The organism is Winogradskya humida, from assembly GCF_016862215.1.
Taxonomy (GTDB): domain Bacteria; phylum Actinomycetota; class Actinomycetes; order Mycobacteriales; family Micromonosporaceae; genus Actinoplanes; species Actinoplanes humidus.
The window spans coordinates 1-22,241 of the sequence record NZ_BOMN01000101.1; the positions used below are offsets into that span (position 1 = coordinate 1).

The 22,241-nt window shown below is 70.3% G+C and carries 18 protein-coding genes and 1 pseudogene; 4 read left to right on the top strand and 15 right to left on the bottom strand.

Annotated features, from left to right (window positions below; genetic code table 11):
- The 5 genes and pseudogenes from Ahu01nite_RS35035 to Ahu01nite_RS35055 form a co-directional block, all read right to left on the bottom strand.
- Positions 1-764: VOC family protein (locus Ahu01nite_RS35035; RefSeq protein ID WP_239159373.1), on the bottom strand; the 764-nt coding region annotated here is incomplete at its 3' end.
- Between the two features lie 164 nt (positions 765-928).
- Positions 929-1,594 (bottom strand): GNAT family N-acetyltransferase, encoded by a 666-nt coding sequence (locus Ahu01nite_RS35040; RefSeq protein WP_307794647.1) that lies wholly within the window; start codon positions 1,592-1,594, stop codon positions 929-931.
- Between the two features lie 1,608 nt (positions 1,595-3,202).
- Positions 3,203-3,778, bottom strand: coding sequence for a GNAT family N-acetyltransferase (locus Ahu01nite_RS35045; protein ID WP_203841017.1), 576 nt, complete (start codon positions 3,776-3,778; stop codon positions 3,203-3,205).
- A gap of 476 nt (positions 3,779-4,254) precedes the next feature.
- Positions 4,255-5,751: pseudogene (locus tag Ahu01nite_RS35050) on the bottom strand (APC family permease); the annotation flags it as partial.
- A 440-nt stretch (positions 5,752-6,191) separates the two neighbouring features.
- Positions 6,192-6,848: a GOLPH3/VPS74 family protein gene (locus Ahu01nite_RS35055; RefSeq protein WP_203841019.1), complete on the bottom strand. Its 657-nt coding sequence runs from the start codon at positions 6,846-6,848 to the stop codon at positions 6,192-6,194.
- Between the two features lie 167 nt (positions 6,849-7,015).
- Between Ahu01nite_RS35055 and Ahu01nite_RS35060 the strand changes: the two genes are divergently transcribed.
- Together Ahu01nite_RS35060 and Ahu01nite_RS35065 are read left to right on the top strand one after the other, a co-directional pair.
- Entirely contained in the window at positions 7,016-7,786 is a 771-nt protein-coding gene (locus tag Ahu01nite_RS35060) for a dioxygenase family protein (RefSeq protein WP_203841020.1), read from the top strand.
- Positions 7,787-7,894: 108 nt separating this feature from the next.
- The gene (locus tag Ahu01nite_RS35065; RefSeq protein ID WP_203841021.1) at positions 7,895-8,902 is read left to right on the top strand and encodes a TerC family protein; all 1,008 of its coding nucleotides are present in this window, start codon (positions 7,895-7,897) and stop codon (positions 8,900-8,902) included.
- Positions 8,903-8,909: 7 nt separating this feature from the next.
- Here the strand turns inward: Ahu01nite_RS35065 and Ahu01nite_RS35070 are convergent, their stop codons facing one another.
- Positions 8,910-9,365, bottom strand: a complete 456-nt coding sequence (locus tag Ahu01nite_RS35070; RefSeq protein ID WP_203841022.1) for a MarR family winged helix-turn-helix transcriptional regulator — start codon at positions 9,363-9,365, stop codon at positions 8,910-8,912.
- 85 nt (positions 9,366-9,450) lie between these two features.
- On the opposite strand from Ahu01nite_RS35070, the gene Ahu01nite_RS35075 reads away from it, so the two are divergent.
- Entirely contained in the window at positions 9,451-10,338 is an 888-nt protein-coding gene (locus Ahu01nite_RS35075) for an NAD-dependent epimerase/dehydratase family protein (RefSeq protein WP_203841023.1), read from the top strand.
- Here Ahu01nite_RS35075 and Ahu01nite_RS35080 read toward each other — a convergent pair.
- The 3 genes from Ahu01nite_RS35080 to Ahu01nite_RS35090 all read right to left on the bottom strand — a co-directional run bounded on the left by Ahu01nite_RS35080 (position 10,328) and on the right by Ahu01nite_RS35090 (position 15,229).
- Positions 10,328-11,914 carry a S8 family peptidase gene (locus Ahu01nite_RS35080; RefSeq protein ID WP_239159374.1) on the bottom strand — a complete coding sequence of 529 codons (1,587 nt, stop codon included), beginning with the start codon at positions 11,912-11,914 and terminating at the stop codon, positions 10,328-10,330. The genes Ahu01nite_RS35075 and Ahu01nite_RS35080 overlap by 11 nt on opposite strands.
- Before the next feature lie 97 nt (positions 11,915-12,011).
- Positions 12,012-12,257 (bottom strand): hypothetical protein, encoded by a 246-nt coding sequence (locus Ahu01nite_RS35085; protein WP_203841024.1) that lies wholly within the window; start codon positions 12,255-12,257, stop codon positions 12,012-12,014.
- A gap of 218 nt (positions 12,258-12,475) precedes the next feature.
- Positions 12,476-15,229, bottom strand: a complete 2,754-nt coding sequence (locus Ahu01nite_RS35090; RefSeq protein ID WP_203841025.1) for a helix-turn-helix transcriptional regulator — start codon at positions 15,227-15,229, stop codon at positions 12,476-12,478.
- A 128-nt stretch (positions 15,230-15,357) separates the two neighbouring features.
- On the opposite strand from Ahu01nite_RS35090, the gene Ahu01nite_RS35095 reads away from it, so the two are divergent.
- Positions 15,358-16,134 (top strand): thioesterase family protein, encoded by a 777-nt coding sequence (locus Ahu01nite_RS35095; protein WP_203841026.1) that lies wholly within the window; start codon positions 15,358-15,360, stop codon positions 16,132-16,134.
- Here the strand turns inward: Ahu01nite_RS35095 and Ahu01nite_RS35100 are convergent, their stop codons facing one another.
- The 6 genes from Ahu01nite_RS35100 to Ahu01nite_RS35125 form a co-directional block, all read right to left on the bottom strand.
- Positions 16,135-16,734, bottom strand: a complete 600-nt coding sequence (locus tag Ahu01nite_RS35100; protein WP_203841027.1) for a DUF5666 domain-containing protein — start codon at positions 16,732-16,734, stop codon at positions 16,135-16,137. It abuts the gene before it with no gap.
- Between the two features lie 8 nt (positions 16,735-16,742).
- A complete protein-coding gene (locus tag Ahu01nite_RS35105) occupies positions 16,743-17,954 on the bottom strand; it encodes an ABC transporter permease (RefSeq protein ID WP_203841028.1) in 1,212 nt (403 codons plus the stop codon).
- Positions 17,951-18,673 carry an ABC transporter ATP-binding protein gene (locus tag Ahu01nite_RS35110; RefSeq protein ID WP_203841029.1) on the bottom strand — a complete coding sequence of 241 codons (723 nt, stop codon included), beginning with the start codon at positions 18,671-18,673 and terminating at the stop codon, positions 17,951-17,953. Before Ahu01nite_RS35110 ends, Ahu01nite_RS35105 begins: the two co-directional genes overlap by 4 nt.
- Positions 18,670-19,893 (bottom strand): efflux RND transporter periplasmic adaptor subunit, encoded by a 1,224-nt coding sequence (locus tag Ahu01nite_RS35115; protein ID WP_203841030.1) that lies wholly within the window; start codon positions 19,891-19,893, stop codon positions 18,670-18,672. The genes Ahu01nite_RS35110 and Ahu01nite_RS35115 overlap by 4 nt, the downstream gene beginning before the upstream one ends.
- 65 nt (positions 19,894-19,958) lie before the next feature.
- Positions 19,959-21,458, bottom strand: a complete 1,500-nt coding sequence (locus Ahu01nite_RS35120; protein ID WP_203841031.1) for a sensor histidine kinase — start codon at positions 21,456-21,458, stop codon at positions 19,959-19,961.
- Positions 21,458-22,207 (bottom strand): response regulator transcription factor, encoded by a 750-nt coding sequence (locus tag Ahu01nite_RS35125; protein WP_275411802.1) that lies wholly within the window; start codon positions 22,205-22,207, stop codon positions 21,458-21,460. The genes Ahu01nite_RS35120 and Ahu01nite_RS35125 overlap by 1 nt, the downstream gene beginning before the upstream one ends.
- Positions 22,208-22,241 lie beyond the last annotated feature (34 nt).

A 22,241-nucleotide genomic window follows, 5' to 3' on the forward strand; every position in this document is an offset into this window, starting at 1 on the left:
GCACCGCTCCCAACCCCTGCGCCGTCCGCACCGCTCCCAACCCCTGCGCCGTCCGCACCGCTCCCAACCCCTGCGCCGTCCGCACCGCTCCCACCGTGAGCGGGGCCTGCGCCGTCCGCAAGGTCTGCGCGGACTTCGGGCAGCGTGGCCCCGAGGGCAATCAACCGCTCGATCTCCGACAGCTGATCGCCGCTGGCAGGAGTGACGTCGAAGCGCTGCCGACTCGTACCCGGCGTCGGGGCCGGCGAGGGCCCACCCCACGCAACCTTCGTACCTCCGTGCGGCGACTGGATAGCGGTCTCCTCATCCTGGTCCCACACCAACGGCCAGCCCATCGCCTCGCTCCAGAAGACGCCGACTTCCCGCCCGCCGTCACAGGCAACCTCACCAAGAAACCCACACCCGGCCAGAAACTTGTTGCCCGCCTCGATCACACAGAACTCGTTGCCCTCCGGGTCAGCCAGCACGATGTGCCCCTCCTCGGGCAGCTGCCCCACATCAAGATGCGCGGCCCCGAGCTCCAGAGCAACCGACACTGTGCGCTCCTGGTCGGCGCTGGTGGCACTGGTCAGATGCAGATGCAACCGATTCGCCCCGGCCTTCACCGAATCGCTCGGCACAAACCGAAGCCCCACCTGCGTGTCATCGCCCGGCAGAAGCGCCTCACCGCCGGCCTCGACAACCACCCGGCCGAGCAAACCGCCCCAGAACTGCGCCAGACGAACCGCATCGCGCGCGTCAAAAGCCATCGTCAGCGTCCGCATCACCGCACAGTAGACACGCCGTCACCTCGACAACAAGGCATTAACCCCCAACGCGCTCAACCCCACCTCCCACCCGCCCCATCCCTGCTCGCCCCACCCCACCCCGCTTGCCTTCTTGCTTGCCTTCTTGCCTGCCTGCCTGCCTGCCTGCCTGCCTGCCCAGTTCATGCCCGCCCAGCGATACGCGTCAGCAGCCTCTCCCGGCACTCAGGCCATTCCGAGGCGACGATCGAAAACATCGCCGAGTCCCGCAACATCCCCTCCTCCCCCGGCGCCCACGATCGGGACCAACTACGCAGCACTCCCTCGAACCGAGCGCCCACCCCAGCGATCGCCGCACGCGAACGGGCATTCCGCGCGTCCGTGTTGAGGTCCACCCGGGCCACCTTCCACACCTCGAAGGCACGCTGAAACAACAGGAACTTCGCCTCACTGTTGACCGCCGTCCCCTGCGCCGACGCCGCCAGCCATGTGAACCCGACCTGAACCGCAAACAGCGCACCTCCATCCCCGAGAACCCGCGGATCCCAGTACGCCGTCACCCCCACAGCCCGCCCCGAATCCACCACAACCTGAGCAAACGGCATCAGCGACCCAGCCGCGGCCAGCCCCAGCTGAACCCCGATCCGCTCCTCGACCTCGCCCACAGCAGGCACCGAGGTGAACCCATATGACCGCCGATCCTCCGCCGCAGCCACTGCAAGATCCTCGGCATGCCGGTGCGCCAGTGGTTCAAGCCGGACTACCGACCCCACCAGCATCGGACTCTCGATCACAGAACCCATGCCCACCTCCCGCTTTCGCCCACCCCGATAAGCGCCCCGCCGCATAGGTGCGCACGGGTCACCCTAGCCAAGCCCTGAGCAATCAATGATCACGCGTGGCACTCAATTCCACAGCCATCTAAATTCCACAGCCATCTAAATTTGCTGCAGAACCAGGCCCATAGTATCCGTGCCAGCCGTAACCATCGACCCTCATGTAGCTCAGATCACGTTCACCGAGAGCGCGCTCCCGGTCACTCTGATTTGGCATGATCAAATTGCGTTCGAGGTGGATTGATCATGCGGGGCGGCGCCATAATCGACGCGTGGGGCAGTTGCAGATTTTCAGCGCAGCACAGGTCGCCGGAATGCGCGACCGGACACGATCGCGCAATTATTCAGCCGCGCGCGACGAATTCCGTCGCGACCATGAACACCGACGCGAATGGGGCAAGTACCGGCTCCACAAGGAACGCCTGCGCCAGCTACGTGCCGCCGAGGGAAACCCCCGCATCCACCAGAGAAGCGGGCTCCTCTGGGACGACATCGCCCGCCTCCCGATCCCGCCCGCGACCCCACGCCCACGACGGCCCCAACCATCGCTAGCGTCATCGCCGACGTCGCCGCAACCTCGGTCGCCGCAACCCCGGTCGCCGCAACCCCGGTCGCCACAGCGTCGGCTGCCGGGGCCGCAACCGCAGCCCCTCCAGCAGCGACCATGGACGTCGTCGGCGCCTCCATCAACGCCGCCACGGCCTCCATCGCGACTGCCTCAGCCACCGCTCCCTCAGCAAGAAGCGCCTGCGCAGTCGTCACCTCAGAAACAGTTACTCCAGAAGCAGCACGCCCCAGCCATCCAGCCGGCCGCTGCCTCGACAATGCCCGGCCGGCAGCCGCCATCGCCGCTTCCGAACAAGCCACAACCGCAGGCCACTCCAGCACACGCCGAGCCTCCGCGGTCGGAAACCCTCAGGCCGGCCAGACCAAAATCAGGAGCGGTTCCGCGGTCAGGAACAGTGCCGCGGTCAGGAACAGTGCCGCGGTCAGGAGCAGCCCCGTTGACTGAGCGCACACCGCAGGCCCAACCGTCGTCACGCTCGTCACCAGCGCAGAAACCGTCGGACGCGTCGACGCAGTCCAAGCCTGTTTCGCCCGGTCTCGCCCCTGCCTCACGCCCACCTGAACTGACTCCGCCCGGACCTGCACCAGCGGCGGGGCTGAAGTCTGTGCTCGGAACGCGGTCACTGTCGCCGCCGACGCAGGAAAAGCCATTGCCATCCCGGCCGCGGCCGGGAATACCACTACTAATGGGAACGCTATTGCGTGCGCCAGCTGGGTGGATGCGAAAAGCCAGAAAGACGAGAGCTGGCGAGAGAGTGCGACACGCTGGACTGACTCGTTCGCGTCAAGTCGACAAGCGCACCGTTCCACCTAGGATTACTGGACCGGATGTCACCACGGCCAGACGCAGTCGCGTCTTCCTTGAGACAGGCAATTTTTGGCTTACGAATACAGGAAGATCTCCGCCTGAGGCCATCTATCTGTCAAATTCGATGCTCGGCCGAACGCGGCGGCCGCTTGAAGTCTAAAGAGCGGGTTCACATTACCAACCCCTGCATGGAACTCTGCGCGCTATTTACGAGTCTTGGGGAGCGGGAGAATGCGTGGCCTTGTTCAGGGGCGGCGCCACATTCGGTAGAAAGGGGTGCCGTCCGGCAGGTGGATGGCGAAGGGGTGGAGCGTTTTGTAGCCGTGGCGGCGGTAGAGGCGGATGTTGGCTTCGTTGGTGGCTTCCAGGTAGGCCGGCGTGGTCAGGGTGGTGTGGGTATGGGCGAGTAGGGCTGCGCCGTGGCCGGTGTGGCGGTGGTGAGGGTGGACTGCGAGGAAGGCCAGGTGCCAGTGGGGTTCTGGTGGGTGGTGGGCGGCGAGGAGGTTGTCGAGGGCTTGGAAGTTGGGGAGGTAGGGGCCGGTGATGGTGGCCAGGTGGTTGTCGTAGGTGGGGTTCGGGGGCTCGGGGTGGGTGCGGTCGAACCAGACCGATGTGGCTATGGGGTGGTCGTGGGGGCCGGGGATCACGTGGATTGTTGCGGTCGTGATGGCTAGTTCGAAGTAGGCGGTCATCACGGGGAGGCGGTGATCGGTGTCCGGGACGAGGGAGTGGGTCTGGGCGAGGTTGTTGAAGGCGTGGGCGATGAGGGCTGCTACCGAGGGGATTTCGTCTGGGCGGGCGTGGCGGATCGGTGGGGTCATTGGGCGCCGCCGGGGGTATCGCCGCCGGATACGTCATGGTCCCTGGGGTCGCTGGGGCGGCCGCCGTTGCTCAGAGAAACGCCGCCCGGGGCACCGCCGCCCGGGACACCGGTGGACGGGACACCGGTGGACGGGACACCGTAAGCAGCGACGTTGGTTCCAGGGAGGTTGCTGCTTGGGGCCGCGCTGAGGGGGACGGTGATGTCGGGGGCGGCGTTGGCTGGGGAGTTGCTGGGCCGGGAGTCACTGGTGTCGGGGATGGTGCCGCGCGGGGAGTCGCTGGGCCGGAAGTCGCCGGGTTGGGAACCGCCGGGCCGGGAGTCCATGGGCTGAAGGTCACCGGGTTGGGGACCGACGGGCCGGGAGTCCATGGGCTGAAGGTCACCGGGTTGGGAACCGCCGGGCCGGGAGTCAATGGGCTGAAGGTCACCGGGCCGGGAGTCGCTGAGTTGAGGGTCGGTGAGTTGAGAGTCGCCGGGCCGGGAGTCGCTGAGTTGAGGGTCCGTGGGCTGAGGGTCGGTGGGTGGGGGGTCTTCGGTGGGGTGGAAGCGGGTGCTGCGGGCGCCCCAGCCGATTCCTTCGTAGGTGGTGGGGCGGGTGAGGCGGAGGGTTAGGGCCCAGGTTGCGCCGGCGGCGGCGAGGAGGGTGTAGGCGAGGGGGACTGTCCAGGTGGGAGGGGAGCCCGGGGTGACGCCGAAGAGGGTGGCGATGGTGGTGAAGGCGGCTGTGGTGATTGCCAGGAGGAGGAGGGTGCCGCAGGTGGGGGCTATGGCGCGGCGCCAGAGGGTTTCGTCGCAGGGGGTGCGGAGGAAGAAGCCGATTACTGCTGCTGAGGTGACCGTGATCAGGAGTAGGACGCCGAGGGCGCCTGTGGTGCCGCCCCAGAAGAAGAGCTGGACCAGGGGGTCCCAGCCGAGGAGGGCGTACGTGAGGATCACGAGCAGGCCGAAGGCGGATTGGGCCAGTGAGCCGTTTTTGGGGGCTCCGGTGGCGGGGACCGTGCGGCCGAAGGTTCGGGGTAGGACGCCTTCGCGGCCCAGGGAGAAGGTGTAGCGGGCGATGATGTTGTGGAAGGAGATCATGGCGGCGATGAGGGAGGTCAGGAACAGGGCGTGGCCGAGGTCTACGGCCAGGTCGCCCAGTTGGGCGGCGGGGAGGGTGAAGAAGAGTTCGGGGCCTTCGGTGGTGGCACGGTGGACTGCGTCCGGGCCGGCGGCGGAGATCATTGCCCAGGCGGAGAACGCGTAGAGCGCGGTGATCAGCAGGATGGACAGGTAGGTGGCGCGCGGGACCGTGCGGCGGGGGTCGCGGGATTCTTCGCTGAAGACGACGGACTGTTCGAAGCCGACGAAGCCGGTGACCGCCATGACGAGCAGTGCGCCCGCTCCCGCACCGGCGAGGCCGCCCGGGTCGAGTGGGGCGGCGGAGGGGACGAAGCCGGCGGTGGTGAGGTCGGCGAAGCTGAAGAGGACGACCAGGATGATCTCGGCGACCAGCAGGGTGGCTAGGACTTTGCCGTTGACGGCGACGTCGCGGACGCCGAGGACGGCTACGAGGGCCCAGGCGGCCAGGGCGATGAGCCACCAGGGTGGCTGGATGCCGAACCATTCGGCGAACAGGGGTGCGGCGATCGCCCCGATGCCACCGTAGCTGGCGACCTGGAAGCTGTTGTACGCCGCGAGTGCGACCCACGCGGCGGCGACGCCGAGGGGACGGCCGAGTCCACGGGAGACGTACGCGTAGAAGGCTCCCGCGTTGGCGATGTGTCGTGCCATGGCGACGTAGCCGACCGAGAAGACGGCCAGGACGAGGGCGACCGTGACGAAGGCGATCGAGATCGCGGTGAGGCCGGTGACGGCGAGACCGGTGGGTACGACGCCGGCGACGACGGTCAGCGGGGCGGCCGCCGACATGACGAAGAAGACGACAGAGGCGACGCCGAGCCGGTTGCGGGCCAGGGCGTTCGTGAGCATGGCGGATCCGTGTGGCGTGTAGGGCATGAGGGGTGCTCTTCCTGAAGAGGGCATGCAGACCAGACCGATCGGCGCGAAACGACCAGCGCGGAGCGGGGTTGAGGGGGTTCAGTGCCTGTTTCGGAAAGGGAGCCGGCGGTGCTCCGGCTTCCTTCACGAGGCAGGCGCACGGTTCTCAAAGCGAGCCAGGCGCAGGGTTCCCAAAGCGAGCCAGGCGCAGGGTTCCCAAAGCGAGCCAGGCGAGGGGTTCTGAAAGCTAGGCAGGCGCGGGGTTTTGAAGGCTAGGCAGGCGCAGGGGTTCTGAAAGCTAGGCAGGCGCGGGGTTTTGAAAGCTAGGCAGGCGCGGGGTTCCAGAAGCGCGACAGGCGAGGGGTTCTGAAAGATGGACGGGCGCCTGGTTCTCAAAGCGGGAGGCGGCCGGAGCCGAACGGGGGCGGAAGCTAGGCGCGGCGGGCCATGACGGCGTCGCCGACGGCTGCTTCGGCGTGGCCGACGAGGTGGTGGAGGGGGAGGGGGAGGCGGCGGTGGATCTGGTCGAGGAGGTGGTTGCGGCCGGTGGGGTGGAGGGCGATCAGGGCGTGCTGGTCGAGGCCGGTGGCGAAGACCAGGCCGGTCAGGACGATGTCGGGGACGGCGAGCAGCTCGCGCCGGTCGGCGGAGATGCGGATGCGGGTGGCCGGGCGGCCGGAGGTGACCGTGTCGACCGGGATGAAGGTGAGGCGGGTGCCGAAGAGGCCACGGCGGGCGTGGCGTTCGACTTTTCCTTCCTTGGCGAGGCGACGGGCGACGAGGTCGGTGGCGATGCCGGTGGCCAGGTAGGCGATCCAGTCGCGGACGCCGCGGCGGTTCTCGTGCTCGATCTGGCCGAGCACCGCGGCGGAGGCGATGTCGCCGGTCGGGCGGGGGTCGAGCAGGCTCAGCCGGTCGCCGCGCAGGCCGACGCGGCGGCGGAGGATGAGTTCGGCGAGGAGGCCGCCGGAGAGTCCGAGGCCGAGCGTGGCCGGGGTGAGCACGCATTTGCCGTGAACGGTGTCGTGGGCGGCCAGGTAGAGGTCGTCGGCGAGCAGCGATTGCGGAGAGGTGCGTTCGGGAAGCACTCCGAAATTCTGCCTTGAGTATGACTAGTTGCGCAATGCACAGTAGGCATAGGGAAAGTGTTTCATTTCACGTGAGTCGCTACGGGGGCTGACCTTGTTTAGTTGACGGCTCAACTAAAGCGCCGTATCGTCGGAGGCAGTTAGTTGAAGCATCAACGGAGGCCAGCATGAGCACCCTGCCCGCGCTCTTCATCAGTCACGGCGCCCCGCCGCTGGTCGACAACCCCACGTGGGTGGCGCAGCTCAAGGAGATGACCGCGGGTCTCCCCCGGCCCAAGGCGATCCTGATGGCCTCCGCGCACTGGGAGTCCGCGCCGCTGATGCTCGGCGCGACCGAGCCTGTGCCGCTGGTGTACGACTTCGGTGGCTTCCCGCAGAAGTACTACGAGACGCAGTACCGGGCGCCGGGCGCACCCGAGCTGGCCGCTCGCATCGAGAAGCTGATGCCCGACAACGAGCACGTCGTGCGGACCACCCGCGGTCTGGACCACGGGGCGTACGTGCCGCTGACCGTGATGTATCCCGACGCCGACATCCCGGTGCTGCAGATGTCGCTGCCGACCCTCGAGCCCGATCGCCTGCTGGAGCTGGGTCGCCGGCTCGCGCCGCTGCGCGACGAGGGCGTACTCATCGTCGGGTCCGGCTTCACCACGCACGGCCTGCCGTTCCTGCGGGACTGGCGGGAGGACGCGAAGGCGCCGGGCTGGTCCCGGGAGTTCGACGCGTGGACCGCCGAGCTGCTGGCCCGCGGGGCCGTCGACGAGCTGGCGAGCTTCCGCGACAAGGCGCCCGGGATGCCGTACGCGCATCCGACGATCGAGCATTTCGCCCCGATGTTCCTGACGCTGGGCGCGTCGAGCGACCCGGAGCAGAGCGCCGACCAGCCGATCGACGGCTTCTGGATGGGCCTGTCGAAGCGCTCGTTCGTGGTGCGGTAGCTAAAAGGTCAGACCGGCTTTACAGGTTTCTCCCAGTCTGAGCAGGGATTCTATGGGTATTCATAAGCCGAGTACCCCCTCGCAACGACGCCCGGAGGTTGTTACCTGATGCTTGAGGTCACCGCGCTCGGCTGGACGCTGACCATCGCGGTCATCGTGGCCCTGCTCGCCCTCGACCTGACCCTCGGTGTGCTGAAACCGCACGCCGTCGGGTTCCGTGAGGCCGCTGCCTGGTCGGTCTTCTACATCGCCGTCGCGATCGCGTTCGGCGTGGTGTTCGCCCAGGTGGCCGGCTGGAACTACGGCACCGAGTACTTCGCGGGCTACATCGTCGAGAAGAGCCTGTCGGTCGACAATCTCTTCGTCTTCGTGATCATCATGGGTACGTTCGCCGTGCCCGAGAAATACCAGCAGGAGGTCCTGACCTTCGGGATCATCATCGCGCTGGTGCTGCGGGTCATCTTCATCGCTCTCGGCGCGACCCTGCTGTCGCTGTTCTCGTTCATGTTCCTGATCTTCGGACTGATCCTCATCTACACCGCGGTGCAGCTGTTCCGGCATCGGGCGGAGGATCCCAGCGTCGAGGACAACGCCCTGGTCAAGGCCACCAAGCGGTTCTTCCCGGTGACCGACGACTACGACGGCGGCAAGATGTTCACCCGCATCGGCGGGAAGCGGATGGCCACCCCGCTGTTCATCACGCTGATCGCGATCGGCAGTTCCGACCTGCTGTTCGCGCTCGACTCGATCCCGGCGGTGTTCGGCGTGACGGAGGAGGCGTACATCGTCTTCGTCGCCAACGCCTTCGCCCTGTTGGGCCTGCGGGCGCTGTTCTTCCTGGTGAAGGGCCTGCTCGACCGGCTGGTCTACCTGTCGACCGGCCTGTCGCTGATCCTGGCGTTCATCGGCGTGAAGCTGGTGCTGCACTGGCTGCACGAGGACATCTGGCACGACGCCCCGGTGATCAGCACCCCGGTCTCCCTCGCCGTGATCATCGGCGTCCTGGCCATCACGACGGTGGCCAGCCTGTTGAAGACCCGTAACGACCCGTCGGCCAAGGCCCACGCCGGCAGCCTGAGCGCGCGGTCCCACGAGGACGATCCCGCGAAGCACTGACAAGGCGTCAGGGGCCCTCGGCGATGCTGCGCAAGGCATCTCCGAGGGCCTCGTGGTGTGCCGGGTCGATCAGGTCGAGGACCTCGCGGCGGGCTATGGCGAGATACTGAGCGCGCGCTTCCCGCGTACGGTCAAGGCCTGTGCCGGTAAGAACGGCCACCGCGCTGCGTGCGTCATCCGAGTGTTTTTCCTTGATCGCCAGTCCGTCCTTGGCCAGGCCGTCGACGACGCGGCTCACCCGGCTCGGGGACAGGCCGCACGCGGCGGCGAGGTCGGTCATCCGCATCCGGTGGTCCGGGGCCTCGGTCAGGGCCTGGAGGACCGCATATTCGGTCATGGTGACGCCTGTCGCCCGGACCATGGCGGTGTCGAGGCGCCGGGGCAGGCGGTGGACCGCGCGGCCCAGCGACCGCCACAACGCGTCTTCGGCGGGGGTCAGGTCCCCCGTAGTAGCTCTGCTCACATCCCCAGGATCTTGCATTATGCGTGCGCACGCAAGCATCATAGAAATTGCGTGCGCACGCACGCAATTTAACAAGGAGCAGCCCGTGAGGATCCTCGTCACCGGAGCCACCGGATACGCCGGCGGCACCATCGCCCCCGCCCTGCGCCGCCGCGGCCACACCGTGCTCGGCCTGACCCGCGACACCACCTCGGCGACCGCCCGCGCCCTGACCGCCGCGGAGGTCGAGCCGGTGGCGGGCGAGCTGGGCGACCCGGACAGCTACCGGGAGCACCTGCGCGGCGTGGACGTCGTCGTGCACGCCGCCATGGACTTCGGCGACCCGGCGGGGAGCGACCGCAAGCTCTTCGCCGCACTGACGGACCAGCATCTCGTCTACACCACGGGAATCTCGCTGCACGGCCGTATCGACCAGCACGGCCGTATCGACCAGCCCGTCATCGACGAGTCCACGCCGTCGAACCCGGCGAACCCGCTGCACTTCCGCTACCAGCTCGAGCAGGAGCTTGCCGCTTCCGGCCTGCGGCACACCATCATCAGGCCAGGCTTCATGTACGGCCACAGCGCGCGCACGTCCCAGCTCGGCAACTGGTTCGCCCTGGAGAGCCCCGTCTTCCTCGGCGACAAGGACAAGCGCTGGTCGTGGGTGCACGTGGACGACCTCGCGGAGGCGTACGCGCTGATCGTCGAGCGACGGAACGCCCCGCACGCCGACATCTTCGTGATCGGCGAGGAGAACCCACCGGCGGCGCTCGACGTCTTCACCGCAGCCGTGCGCGCGGCCGGGCACACGGGCGAGATCCCCCTGGCCGCGATCCCGCCGGAGAACTGGCTGGAGCAGGCCGCCGACCAGGACGAGATCGTGTCCAGCGCCAAGGCCCGCACCGAGCTGGGCTGGCAGCCACGCCACAGTGGACCGGTCGCCGAGATGGCCACGTACTACGCCGCCTGGAAGGCAGCCGCTACATCGTGACGGTTGTGCTGGTCGAGCCGGTGAGCGCGCTGGTGGCGGGCACGACGACCCGGTAGCGGGCTCCGGCGACAAGGCCGGTGACGGTGCGGGTGCCGGCCGCCCGGTAGGACGTGACCTGCTTCCAGCCGCTCTTCGTCGAGCGCTGCAGGCGGACCAGTTGCCCGGCAGCCCCGGTCAGGGTGATGGTCAGGGTACGGGCGGCGGCCCGGGTCGCGGTGACCTTCGTGCCTACCGTGTACGTCGTGACGGGTGACGTCACGGCGAGGGCTGCGCCGGTGGCCGGCACGGTCAGGCGTACCCGTCGCGTGCCGGTTGCCGTGGCCGTGACGGTGATGACGCCGGCCGCAGTAGTGGTGGTGTCGGTGCAGGTGAACGCCGAGGACGCGATTGCCGTGCAGACCTGGACCGCCCGGTTCGCGGCGGCGCTGCCGTCGGCGGTGACCGTGTATCGGGTGGTGACCGGGGTTCCGTAGAGGACGCTGCGGGGGCCGGTACGGACGGTGACCGCTGTGGTCTCGGTGACGTTCAGGGCTGCGGCGGCGTCGACTCTGCCCCAGCCGTAGCTGGTGTCCTTGCCGGCGACGCCCAGGTCGACGGCGGTGTCCTCGAGGGTCTGCTCGATCTGGTCGGGGGTGGCCGCCGGCCGGTACGCCTTGATCAGCGCGGCAACCGCAGCGACGTGCGGGGTGGCCATCGAGGTGCCGCTGTCGGTCGCGTAGCCCGAGCCCGTCGGATACGTGCTGAGGATCTGGACACCGGGCGCGGCGATGTCGACGTAGCTGCCGCGGTTGGAGAACGAGGCGACCTGGTCGGACGAGTCGGTGGCGGCAACCGCGATGACGCCCGGGTCGGCGCCGGGATAGTTGACCGGGCTGCCGTTCTCGCCGTCGTTACCGGCGGCGGCCACGACGGTGACGCCCTTGCCGCGCGCGTAGGTGATCGCGGTGGTCATCGCCGTGATCTCTTCGTCCGCGCCGAGCGACATGTTGATGATGTCGGCGCCGTGGTCGGCGGCGTAGACGATGCCCTTGGCGACGTCGGCCATGTTGCCGCTGCCGTCGGCACCCAGGGCCCGGATCGGCATGATCCTCGCGTCCGGGGCGACCGCGGAGATACCCACGTCGTTACCGGTGATCGCGGCGATCGTGCCGGCGACGTGGGTGCCGTGGCCGTTCGGGTCGGTGCTGGTCCCCGTGGTGCCGGCGACGTAGTCGATGCCGGGCAGGATGTGGCCGGCCAGGTCCGGGTGGGTCGCGTCGACACCGGTGTCGATCACCGCCACGATGACGCCGGAGCCGGTCGAGTGCTCCCACGCCTGTGCCACGCCGATCTTGGTGAAATCCCACTGATCGCCACGGTACGGGTCGGAGCCCGCCGGCACGTCCGCGACGGTCACGCGAGTGTCGAGCTCCACCGTGGCCGGCCCCTGCCGCCCTTCCCGGACGTAGCGCAGGGCGGCTGCCTGGCTGGTCGCCGTCCGCGTGGTGATCACCGGCCGGCCGGCGCTGTCGAGGGTGGTGCTGACGACCCGGGTGGGACGACCCGCCAGCGCGGCGTCGGCAGCCGGGGCGGTCACGACGGTTGCGGGGCAGTCGGGCCGGGTGCGGAACGGTTGCGGGGCACGAGAAAGCCCCGGCGGGATCGCCGGGGCTTCGTCGTTGGGGGTGTCGCGGTCAGCGGCTATAACCGGTGACCACGGGCCAGGCGCGCTGGCGTTCGTAGTCCTGCTGGTTGAGGATCTCGCGGATCTCGCGGGTCTCCTCGACGGTGTGGCGGCCCAGGATGAGGTCGAGCTCGGCGCGTTCGGCCGGGGTCTGGAAGGCCGCGAGCTCGGCGCACAACTGCTGGCGGGCGCGGCGCTCGGTGCGGCGGTTGGCCAGGGTGACCTGAGCGGACTTGATGATCGTCTTGAGTGGCATCTGCCTTCTCCTTATGGACTGGTGGACGAGGGCGGCATCGCCCTCGAACACAAGAGTTGCCGGTCCGGGAGACAGCGCCAAATCACGCAGGTAAAACCCTCGATGGGAAAGTGACCCCGGCCACCGAAAACGGGTAGCCCAGGTCACCTTTGACGCCTACGCCGCAGGTCAGGGCGCTGCCGTGTTTTGCACCACAACAGAGCTTATTCTAACGACCATTAAGCGTTGATCGACGTTTCTGGATCCGGGAAGATACGGACCGCGGGCAGGCGCTGGGACAGCTGGGTGCGGGAGCGCACGCCGAGTTTGCGGTAGACGCGGGTCAGGGTCGCCTCGACCGTCTTCACGCTGAGGAACAGCTGGGCGGCGATCTCGCGGTTGCTCGCGCCGTCGCGGACCAGGCCCGCGATGCGGGCCTCGGTGAAGGTCAGGCCGAGGTCCGCGGGGGGTGCGGTGGTTCCTTCGGTACGCGCCAGCGCGCGCTCGGTCTGCTCGGTCCACGGTTTCGCCTCGGCGGCCAGGAAGATCGCGAGCGCCGCCCCGATCGCCACCCGCGCGGCGGCGTAGCGGCGGCGACGGCGTTCCGCGCCGCCCTGGACGAGCAGGGCGTGGGCCTGTTCGAGGGGCTGGTGCAGGCCTTCGAAGCGCTGCGCCGCCGACTCGGAGAGGCGTACCGCGGAATCGGGTTCGCCGCTCTCCGACATGACCATCGCGGCGGCGCGGTCGAGGTAGCCGTCCAGCGCGGGACCGGCACCGAGGCGTACGGCTGCCGCGCGGGCGTCGGCGAGGGTCGCGGCGGCTTCCTCGTGCTCCCCCAGCGTCGCCAGGCCGGCCGCCAGATCACCCTGCCAGCGCACGATCATCGGGTCGCCGGCGTCGCTGAGGTCGCGCAGCCGGCGCAGGGCGGCGACCCCGGCCCGTGCGTCGCCTGCGCGCAGTTCGGCCTGGCCCAGGGCATGCAGGTTGCGGCGCAGGTAGAGGGCGTCACCCTCCTGTTCGGAGGCTCGTACGCCGCGGCGCGCATATCCGGAAGCGGCCGCGAGACTTCCACCGGCGAGCTCCGCGACAGCCGCCGTGTACCAGGTGGGTCCCGGGCTGAGACCCGCGCGGCCGGCGGCGGCGACGGCGCGGTGGGCGTACCCCAGGGCGTCTCTGCAGCGGCCCGCCCGGGTCGCCACCTCCGACAGGCTGCGCAGCACCTCGACCAGAGCCTCGCCGGTGCGGTCCTGTTCCGCGACCGCGAGCAGCATGAGCAGTTCGGCGCGGGCCTCGTCGAGGCGGTCGTCCATCATCGCGAACCGGGCGGCCGCGTAGCGCGGGCTCATGTGCAGCCAGCCCGGCAGCAGCGTGGCGGGCAGGCGCAGGGCCCGCTGCAACGTCAGCCGCCAGGTCTCCTCCCCGCGCAGCCGCTGGACCTGGGCGAGCGCGCACAACGCCATCGCCTCGGTGCCGCTGTCCCCCGCCGTGCGTGCCGCCCGGGCCGACGCCGACGCGTGCCCGACTGCGGCGTTCACGTCACCGATCAGGAACGCCGCCCAGGTCTGGCGCAGCCGCACGGGTGCGAGCAGCGCCGGATCGTCGCCGGCCTCGTGCACCGCCGCGGCGAACGTCTCCCCCATGTCGGCGAGGGCCTGTCCGGCCAGGTCGAGCAGCACGACCCTGGCTCGTACGCGGAACGGCGCCGGCGCATCGACGGCGGCGATCACGGCCTCGGCCGCTCGTCCCGCGATCTCGGGAGCGCCCGCGGTCGCGGCGGTGCCGGCGGCGGCGATCAGCCAGCCGAAGCGTTCCGCGGCGAGGCTGCGCGGGCACCTGTCGGCGGCCAGCAGGTAGAGCTCGGCGGCCGTACGCCCGGCGCTGCGGGCGAGGGCACGCTCGGCGGCGGCGACCAGATCGCGGGCGACGTCGGCGTCGGGGCGTCCGCTGCGCAGGGCCCGGTGGCGCACCGCCACGGTCTCGTCCAGCGCCGCGTCGGCGAGCGCGTCGTGCACCCCCGCGCGGCGGGCCGCGCCGGCGTCCTCGGCCAGCACGGTGGCCAGCGCCGGCGGCGTGAACCGGATCGTCTCCCCGTCCAGCTCCACGATGCCCGCGGCGGCGGCCGTGCGCAGATCGCGGACGGCGTCCTCATACCCGGCGCGCACCAGCGTGGGCCGCACCGGCTCGGTGGCCAGCGCCGCGACCAGCAACGTCGACTTCACCGCCGGCGGGACGGCGTCGAGCCGGCGCCGCAGCAGCGCGCGCACCGGCTCGGGCAGCGGCGCGGGCCGCCACGCGGGACCCGGGGCGACCGCACCGCCGAGCTCCAGGGCCAGGAACGGGTTGCCGCCGCTCGCCTCGTGCAGCCGGGTCGCCGTGCGGCAGGGCAGCCCGCGCGATTCGAGGAGCTCGGTGAGGTCGTCGGCGCCCAGCGGCGGCACCAGCAGATCGGAGACGGGGGCCGGGCACAGCCGCGCGGCGCGGTGCGGCCCGGCGTCACCCGGGTGGCGCTGGGCGGCGACCACGCGGATCCGCGGCCCGGGACCGCGGCGCATGGCGAACCCGATCAGCCCGGCGGACGCCGCGTCGAGCCACTGCACGTCGTCGAGGACCAGCAGCACCGGAGCCGTGCGTGCGCACCACGCGAGCAGGCCCGGCAGCACGAGCCGGCGGGCCAGGGCGGGGGCACCGGCGCGCGGCGTGGCGCCGCGGCGCAGACCGGTCAGGGCCGCGCGGTGGGCCGGGGGCAGGGCGGCGACGGCGGCGCTCGGCAACTGGGCCACGAGGTCGGCGATCCCGGCGTACGGAAGGAGTCGCTCGGCCTCGACGGCCCGCAGCCGCACGACGAGCTCTCCCCGCGCCGCGGCCGCGGCCGACACGACGTCGAGCAGCGCGCTCCTGCCGATGCCCTCGGGACCGCGCAGCGCGACCCCGCCACCGGCGCTGAGCCGCGCCTCGATGGCGGACAGCAGTGCCGCCCTGCCGAGCACAACCACGAGTCATCTCCCCGGTGAACACTTGTCGATGCATTCAGACTAGGAAGGTTCCGTTACACGCATCAACAACTATGCATACGGGTTTGGTCAGATCACCGGTGTGATGGTTCCCGTTTACGCTCCATCCTGTGAACAGCTACTTCGCGCGCACCGGCGAGCACCGGTTCCAGCCGTCCGAGCTGACCGGGGGCGCCTGGGCCACCGACGAGCAGCACATCGCCCCGATGACCGGGCTGATCACGCACGAGGTGGACCGGCTGGTCGAGGCTCGGGGCGGCGACGGGCTGGCGACCGCGCGGATCAGCATGGACATCCTCGGCGTGCTCAAGCTTGAGGAGTTCGAGCTGACCGTCGAGGTGGTGCGTCCCGGCCGCACGATCGAGTTGCTGGAGGCCGTCGTCGTGGCACGCGGGCGCCCCGCCGTCCGCGCGCGGGTCTGGCGGATGGCGGGTGCTGACACGTCCGCGGTCGCCGGGGGCCTGCCGGAGCCGTTGCCGGATCCCGCGACGCTGCCGGCGTACGAGATGTCGGATGTCTGGCCCGGCGGTTACATCACCTCGATCGAGACCCGCCCCGCCGGGGAGGTCCGGCCCGGGCGCGGCGCCGTCTGGGTCGGCTCGTCGGCAACCCTGGTGCGCGACGAGCCGGCGAGCCCGCTGGCCGAGTGGGTGAAGCTGGTCGACACCGCGAACGGCATCGTGGTGCGCGAGTCGCCGAAGGAGTGGATGTTCCCCAACCTGGACCTCACGATCCACCTCTACCGGCAGCCGTCGGGGTCGTGGACCGGGCTGGACACCACGGTCACGTTCGGCCCCGACGGCCACGGCCTGACCAGCACGGCACTGCACGACGTGCACGGGCCGGTGGGCCGCGCCGAGCAGATCCTGACGGTCAGGCCGCTGTGACTACTTGCTCTTGGTAACGGTGGTCGCGGTGACGGTGCCGTCGGCGTCGGCGCTGCCCTGGACGCTGACCGGGTCGCCGGCCTTGAAGTCCTTGAGCTTGCCGGTCGACGCCGTCTGCACCTTGGTGTCGCCGCTGGTGCGCACGGTCACGACGCTGCCGTCGGAGGTCTCGACGTAGATGGTCGTGCCGTCCACCAGCTTGATCTTGCCGGTGGTCGGTCCGGCGGCGGCAGCGGACGCCCCAGGGGCCGCCGCTCCAGGTGCCGCGCCGCCGCCGGAGTTCTGGCCCCCGCCCGGGAAACCGCCACCGTTGGTGCCGCCATAGCCGCCGAAGTTTCCGCGGCCGGCAGCACCGCCCGCGCCGCCCGCGCGTCCGGCGGCTGTGGCGCTGGTGCCGTAGTTCTTCTGCACCTCGAGGCCGCCGACGAAGCCGCCGACCAGCAGCACGCCGCCGAGCAGGCCGATCGTCACCTTGTTCCACCACTGCCGGGGTGCGGCCTTGGCGAGCTCGGTGGCGAGGCCGTCCTCGTGGTTGAGATCGTCGTCGGCCGGCGCCGGGGGCACCCGCAGGACGGCGGTGTCGTCGTTCGAAGGGGTCACAGCGGTCCTCACTCGTAACGCAGGGCGTCGATGGGGCGCAGCCGGGCGGCGCGGCTGGCGGGCAGGCCACCGAAGAACAGTCCGATGGCGATGGAGACGCCGAGGGCGAGCCCGACGGAGCTGGGCACGATGACCGGTTTCACCCCGACGATCGTGAAGCTGCTGCCGATCAGCGCGGCCGCCACCCCCAGCGCGCCGCCGAGGACGCTGAGCAGCGTGGCCTCGATGAGGAACTGGGTGAGGATGACCCGCCGGGGTGCCCCGAGCGCCTTGCGGATGCCGATCTCACGGGTCCGTTCGGTGACCGTGACCAGCATGATGTTGGTGATGCCGATGCCGCCGACCAGCAGGCTGATCGCGGCCACCGCGCCGAGCAGCGTGGTGAAGGTGTCGGCCGTCTCGGTCTGCGTCTCCAGCAGCTGGGAGGCGTTCTGGATCCGGTACGGCGTGCTCGTGCTGCCGCTGGTCGCGTCGACCTTGAGCTGCTGGTTGAGGATCGTGGTGACCTCGGACTGCACGGCGTCGACCTTGCCGGGGTCGGTCGCCTCGACGAGGATCGAGTTGATCGAGCCGTACCCGGTGAGGACCTCGCGCACCGCCGACAGCGGGGCGACCGCGGTGTCGTTGCTGTCCTGGAAGCCGGTCGAGCTCTTCTCCTTCAGCACCCCGACCACCGTGAACAGGGCGCCGCTGACGGTGACCTGCTTGTCGATCGGGTCGACGCCGGGGAAGAGCTCCTCGGCGACGGTCTGGCCGATGACCACGACCCGCCGGGCCTGGGCCTCGTCGTCGGCGGTGAAGCCGGCCCCGGTGCCCACCGGGGTGTTGGAGGCCGTGAACCAGCCCGCGGTGGTGCCGACGAAGCTGGTCACGTCGTGGTCGGTGCCCTCGTACGTGAGCGTGGCCGAGGAGCTGACCACCGGCGACACCGAGGCGACGTCCGGGGCCAGCGTCGGGTCGATCAGCGCGTCGGCGATCTCCGGGGTCAGCTTGGCCGTGGAGCTGCCACCGCCACCGCCGCCGGAGCTCATGACGGTGATCGTGTTGGTGCCCAGCGCCTCGATCCGGTCGCTGATCGCCTTCGCCGAGCCGTTGCCGACCGCGACGAGCAGGATGACCGCGGCGACGCCGATCAGGATACCGAGCATGGTCAGCGCCGACCGCAGCTTGTTAGCCGACAGCCCGCGCAGCGCGAACCGCACTACTTCGAAGAAACTCATAGACTGTGCCGTCCTGCCGCGCTGAGGACCGGGGCCTGGCGCCGGTCGAGGACGATGCTGCCGTCGACGAGGCGGATCAGCCGCTTGGCGCGATCGCCGACCTCGGTCTCGTGGGTGATGATCACGATGGTCCGGCCGGCAAGGCTGAGCTGGTCGAAGACCTCCAGCACGTCATCGGTCGAGCGGGAGTCCAGGTTGCCGGTGGGCTCGTCGGCGAGCAGCAGGGCCGGCTCGGTGACCAGGGCCCGGGCCACCGCGACACGCTGCTGCTGGCCGCCGGAGAGCTGGTTGGGCTCGTGCTTGGCGCGGTCGGCGAGCCCGACGACGTCCAGCGCGGCCATCGCCCGGCGGCGCCGCTCCTTGGGTTTGACCCCGGCGTACGCGAGCGGGAGTTCGACGTTCGCCACGGCCGACGTACGCGGAATGAGGTTGAACGCCTGGAAGATGAACCCGATGAGCCGGTTCCGGGCCAGGGCGAGCTGGCGGTCGGCGAGCCGGCTGACGTCCACGCCGTCCAGCAGGTACTGACCCGAGGTCGGCACGTCGAGGGCGCCGAGGATGTTCATCAGCGTCGACTTGCCGGAGCCGGACGAGCCCATGATCGCCACGTAGTCGCCGCGTTCCACGGTGAGCGAGACCCCGCGCAGCGCGTGCACGGTGGCCTCCCCGGTGCCGTAGATCTTGCGGAGCTCGCGGACGTCGAGGACGGGTTTGCTCATCGGGTGCCCCGCCCCTGGCCGCCGCCCTGGAAACCGCCGCCGCCGGCGGGCGCGCCGCCCCCGCCGGTCAGGCCGCCGAAGCCGCCGCCGGTCCCGGTGCCGCTCGTGGTCGTGGTGGTGGTCTTGATGACGACCTGCTCGCCCGCGGTCAGCCCGGAGGTGATCTCGGTGGCCTGGTCGCCCTCGAGGCCGATCTCCACCGAGCGGGTCTCCTCGACGCCGTTGGCCAGCACGGTGACCGTGTGCCGGTTGCCGACGCTGGTGAGCGCCGCCGAGTTGACGTAGAGCGCGTCGGTGACCGAACCCGTGGTGACCGAGACCGAGACCGTCTGGCCGGGCTTCGCGCCGGTGGGCACCTTGTCGAGGCTGAGCGTGACGCCGTACGTGACGACGTTGTTGCTGGTGGTGGCCTGCGGGTCGACCGCGACGACCTTGGCGCTCTGCTCGGTGCCGCTGAGCGCGTTCCAGGTGACGGTCGCGGTCTGCTTCTCCTTGAGCTTCGTCGCGTCGGCCTCGGCGAACGCGGCGGTCACCTGCAGCTTCGTCAGGTCGGCGATGTCGATGAAGCCCTCACTCGTCGAGGACGACGAGGACGTGGTGGTGGAGGACTGACCACCGCCCTGGCTGCCGCCGCCCTGGCTTCCGGAGGAGGACGACGACGTGCCGGTGCCCGAGGAGGAGCTGCCGAGCGTGCCGTTGACGGCGACCACGGTGCCGGTCATCGGGGCCTTCAGCGTCGTGCCGGTGACCCCGGCCTCCGCCTCGTCGACGGCGAGCTGGGCCTGCGTCACCTCGTTCGACGCGGTGCTCGTGTCGGAGCCGGCGTCCTCGGCACGGGCCAGGGAGTCCTGAGCGGCGTCGAGGTCGGCGTTGGCGGCGTTCAGCGTACGGTTCGCGGCGGCCGGATCGACCTTGGCCAGGACCTGGCCCTTCTTGACCTTGTCACCGACCTTGACCGAGATGCTGGTGACGGTGCCGCCGGTGACGAAGCTGGCGCTGGCCGAGCTGGCGCTCTCCAGCGAGCCGTCGGCGGTGACTGAGGCGGTGACGGTGCCCTGCTGGACTTGTACGGAACGGGTCGACGCCGCTGCGGCGGTACCGGTGTCCGGGCCGGACAACGTCTCGTACGCCCAGAAGGCGCCACCGACGAGCAGGAGCCCGAGGGCGGCGTTGACCGCCACGGTGGGGCGGCGCAGGGAACCCAGGCGGGGGGCAGGCATGACGGACACTGTGGCGACGCCCCCTCAAGGGAGGTTCGGCGTAACCTGGGAGCCACCTTAGAAGTTCACGGCCGGTCACCCTCAGCGGGGATCAGTACCCGGAAAGTGGCGCCCTTACCCCTCGTGGAGTCGAGTTCCACCCACCCGCCGTGGCCGGTGACGATCGCGGCCACGATGGACAGACCCAGGCCCGAACCGCCGCCCTTGCCGCGGGTCCGGCTGGAATCGGCCCGGTAGAGCCGTTCGAAGACCCGGGGCGCGTGCTCGGCGGGCACGCCCGGGCCGTCGTCCGAGACCTCCATGACCGCGAGGGGTACGCCCAGAGCGGCCACGCCCGACGACACCACTCCCCGTCGTGGCACGTACCGCTCGACCCGCCCGACCCGCACCGTCACGGTGGCCGACGTGGTGTGCTGCAACGCGTTCGCGACGAGGTTCGTGGCGACCTGGCGCAGCCCGTGCTCGTCACCGAGAACCGTGGGCGGCTCGAACGTGTCGCTGTCGTCGTCCAGTGCGGCGAGGCGTACCGGGCGGTCGGGCACCCGGGCGTGCGCGTCGCGGATCGTGTCGGCGGCGATCTCCAGCAGGTCCACCGGGCGCAGCACCGGCGGCCGTTTCTGGTCCAGCCGGGCGAGCAGCAGCAGGTCCTCCACGAGGACGCCCATCCGCCCGGCCTCGCCCTCGATCCGGCTCATCGTCTCGTCGAGCTGGGGGCCGGGCGGTGCTCCCCCGCGCCGGTACAGCTCGGCGAAGCCGCGGATCGACGTGAGGGGCGTACGCAACTCGTGGGAGGCGTCCGCGACGAACTGGCGCAACCGGCGCTCGGAGGCCGTCCGCGCCGAGACCTCGGCCTCGATGCGCGACAGCATCAGGTTGAGCGCCCCGCCGAGCCGGCCGGGCTCGGTGTGCGGATCGGTGTCCGCGACCCGCCCGGAGAGGTTGCCGGCCGAGATCGCCGTCGTCAGCCGTTCCATGTCGGTGAGCGGGCGCAACCCGATCCGCACCACGAACGCCGAGCCGGCCGCGAGCAGCGCCAGCACGAGCAGCGTGACCCCGGCGTCGATGGCCATCAGCCGGTCGACGGTCTGCGCGACCTCCGACATCGACGAGCCGATCACCGCGACGCCGCCGGTGTCGGTCATGGGAACCGCCAGCAACCGCCAGTCGGTGCTGCCGTCGGTGGCACCCACGGTGTACGGCTCGCCGCTCGCGGCGCGCGCCTGCACCTCGCTCAGCGGCTGCACCGGCGGCATGGTCGCGTCGGCGGTCGAGCTGCGCTCCGGGTCGAGGGTGCCGGTCGCCGTGTAGACATACACGACCTGGTCCGGACCGAGGCGCAGCATCCGCCGCGCGGCGAAACCGTTGCCGGCCGGAAAGTCCGGGCGCGCGCTCGACGAGAACGGCCGGACCATGCCGGTGAGCTGCTCGTCGATGCGGTCCCGCAGATAGCCGCGGATCAGCACCAGCCCGGCGATGTTGGCCAGGATCAGGGCGACCGCGGCCAGCGCCCCGACGACCAGCACCAGTCGGGAACGCAGGGTCCAGTGCCCCCACCGCCTGATCATCAGTCGTCGTTTCGTGGCAACCTCAAGGCGTACCCCACCCCGCGGACGGTGTGGATGAGTGGCTGGCCGGTCTTGTCGATCTTGCGGCGCAGGTAGTAGACGTACGACTCGACGATGCGCCCGTCGCCGCCGAAGTCGTACTTCCAGACCCGGTCGAGGATCTGGGCCTTGCTGACCACCCGGCCCGAGTTGATCATCAGGTACTTGAGCAGGTTGAACTCGGTCGGCGACAGGTCGATCAGCCGACCGGCGCGGCGCACCTCGTGGGCGTCCTCGTCCATCTCCAGGTCGGCGTAGCGCAGGACGCCGGTCTCCTCCGGGCCCAGCTCGGGCTGGCTGCGCCGCAGGATGGCCCGGATCCGGAGCACGACCTCCTCGAGGCTGAACGGCTTGGCGACGTAGTCGTCCGCGCCGGCGGTCAGCCCCGCGACCCGGTCCTCGACGGTGTCCCGGGCGGTCAGGAACAGCACCGGCGTGCCGCGCCCGGCGGCCCGCAGGCGCCGGGCGACCTCGAAACCGTCCAGGTCCGGCAGCATCACGTCCAGGACGACCAGGTCCGGGTCGAAGTCCTCGACCGCGACCAGCGCCCCGTGGCCCGATTCGGCGACCCGGACGTCAAAGGCGACCAGGCGCAACGTGGCCGAGAGCAGCGCGGAGATGTTGGGCTCGTCGTCGACCACCAGGACCCGGGTCGGCCGGGCGACCGGCGGCTCGGACAGGGCGACGGAACCTCGCGTATCGGAATGCACTGGGAAGAACTATCAACGGTTCCTTTGAATTTCC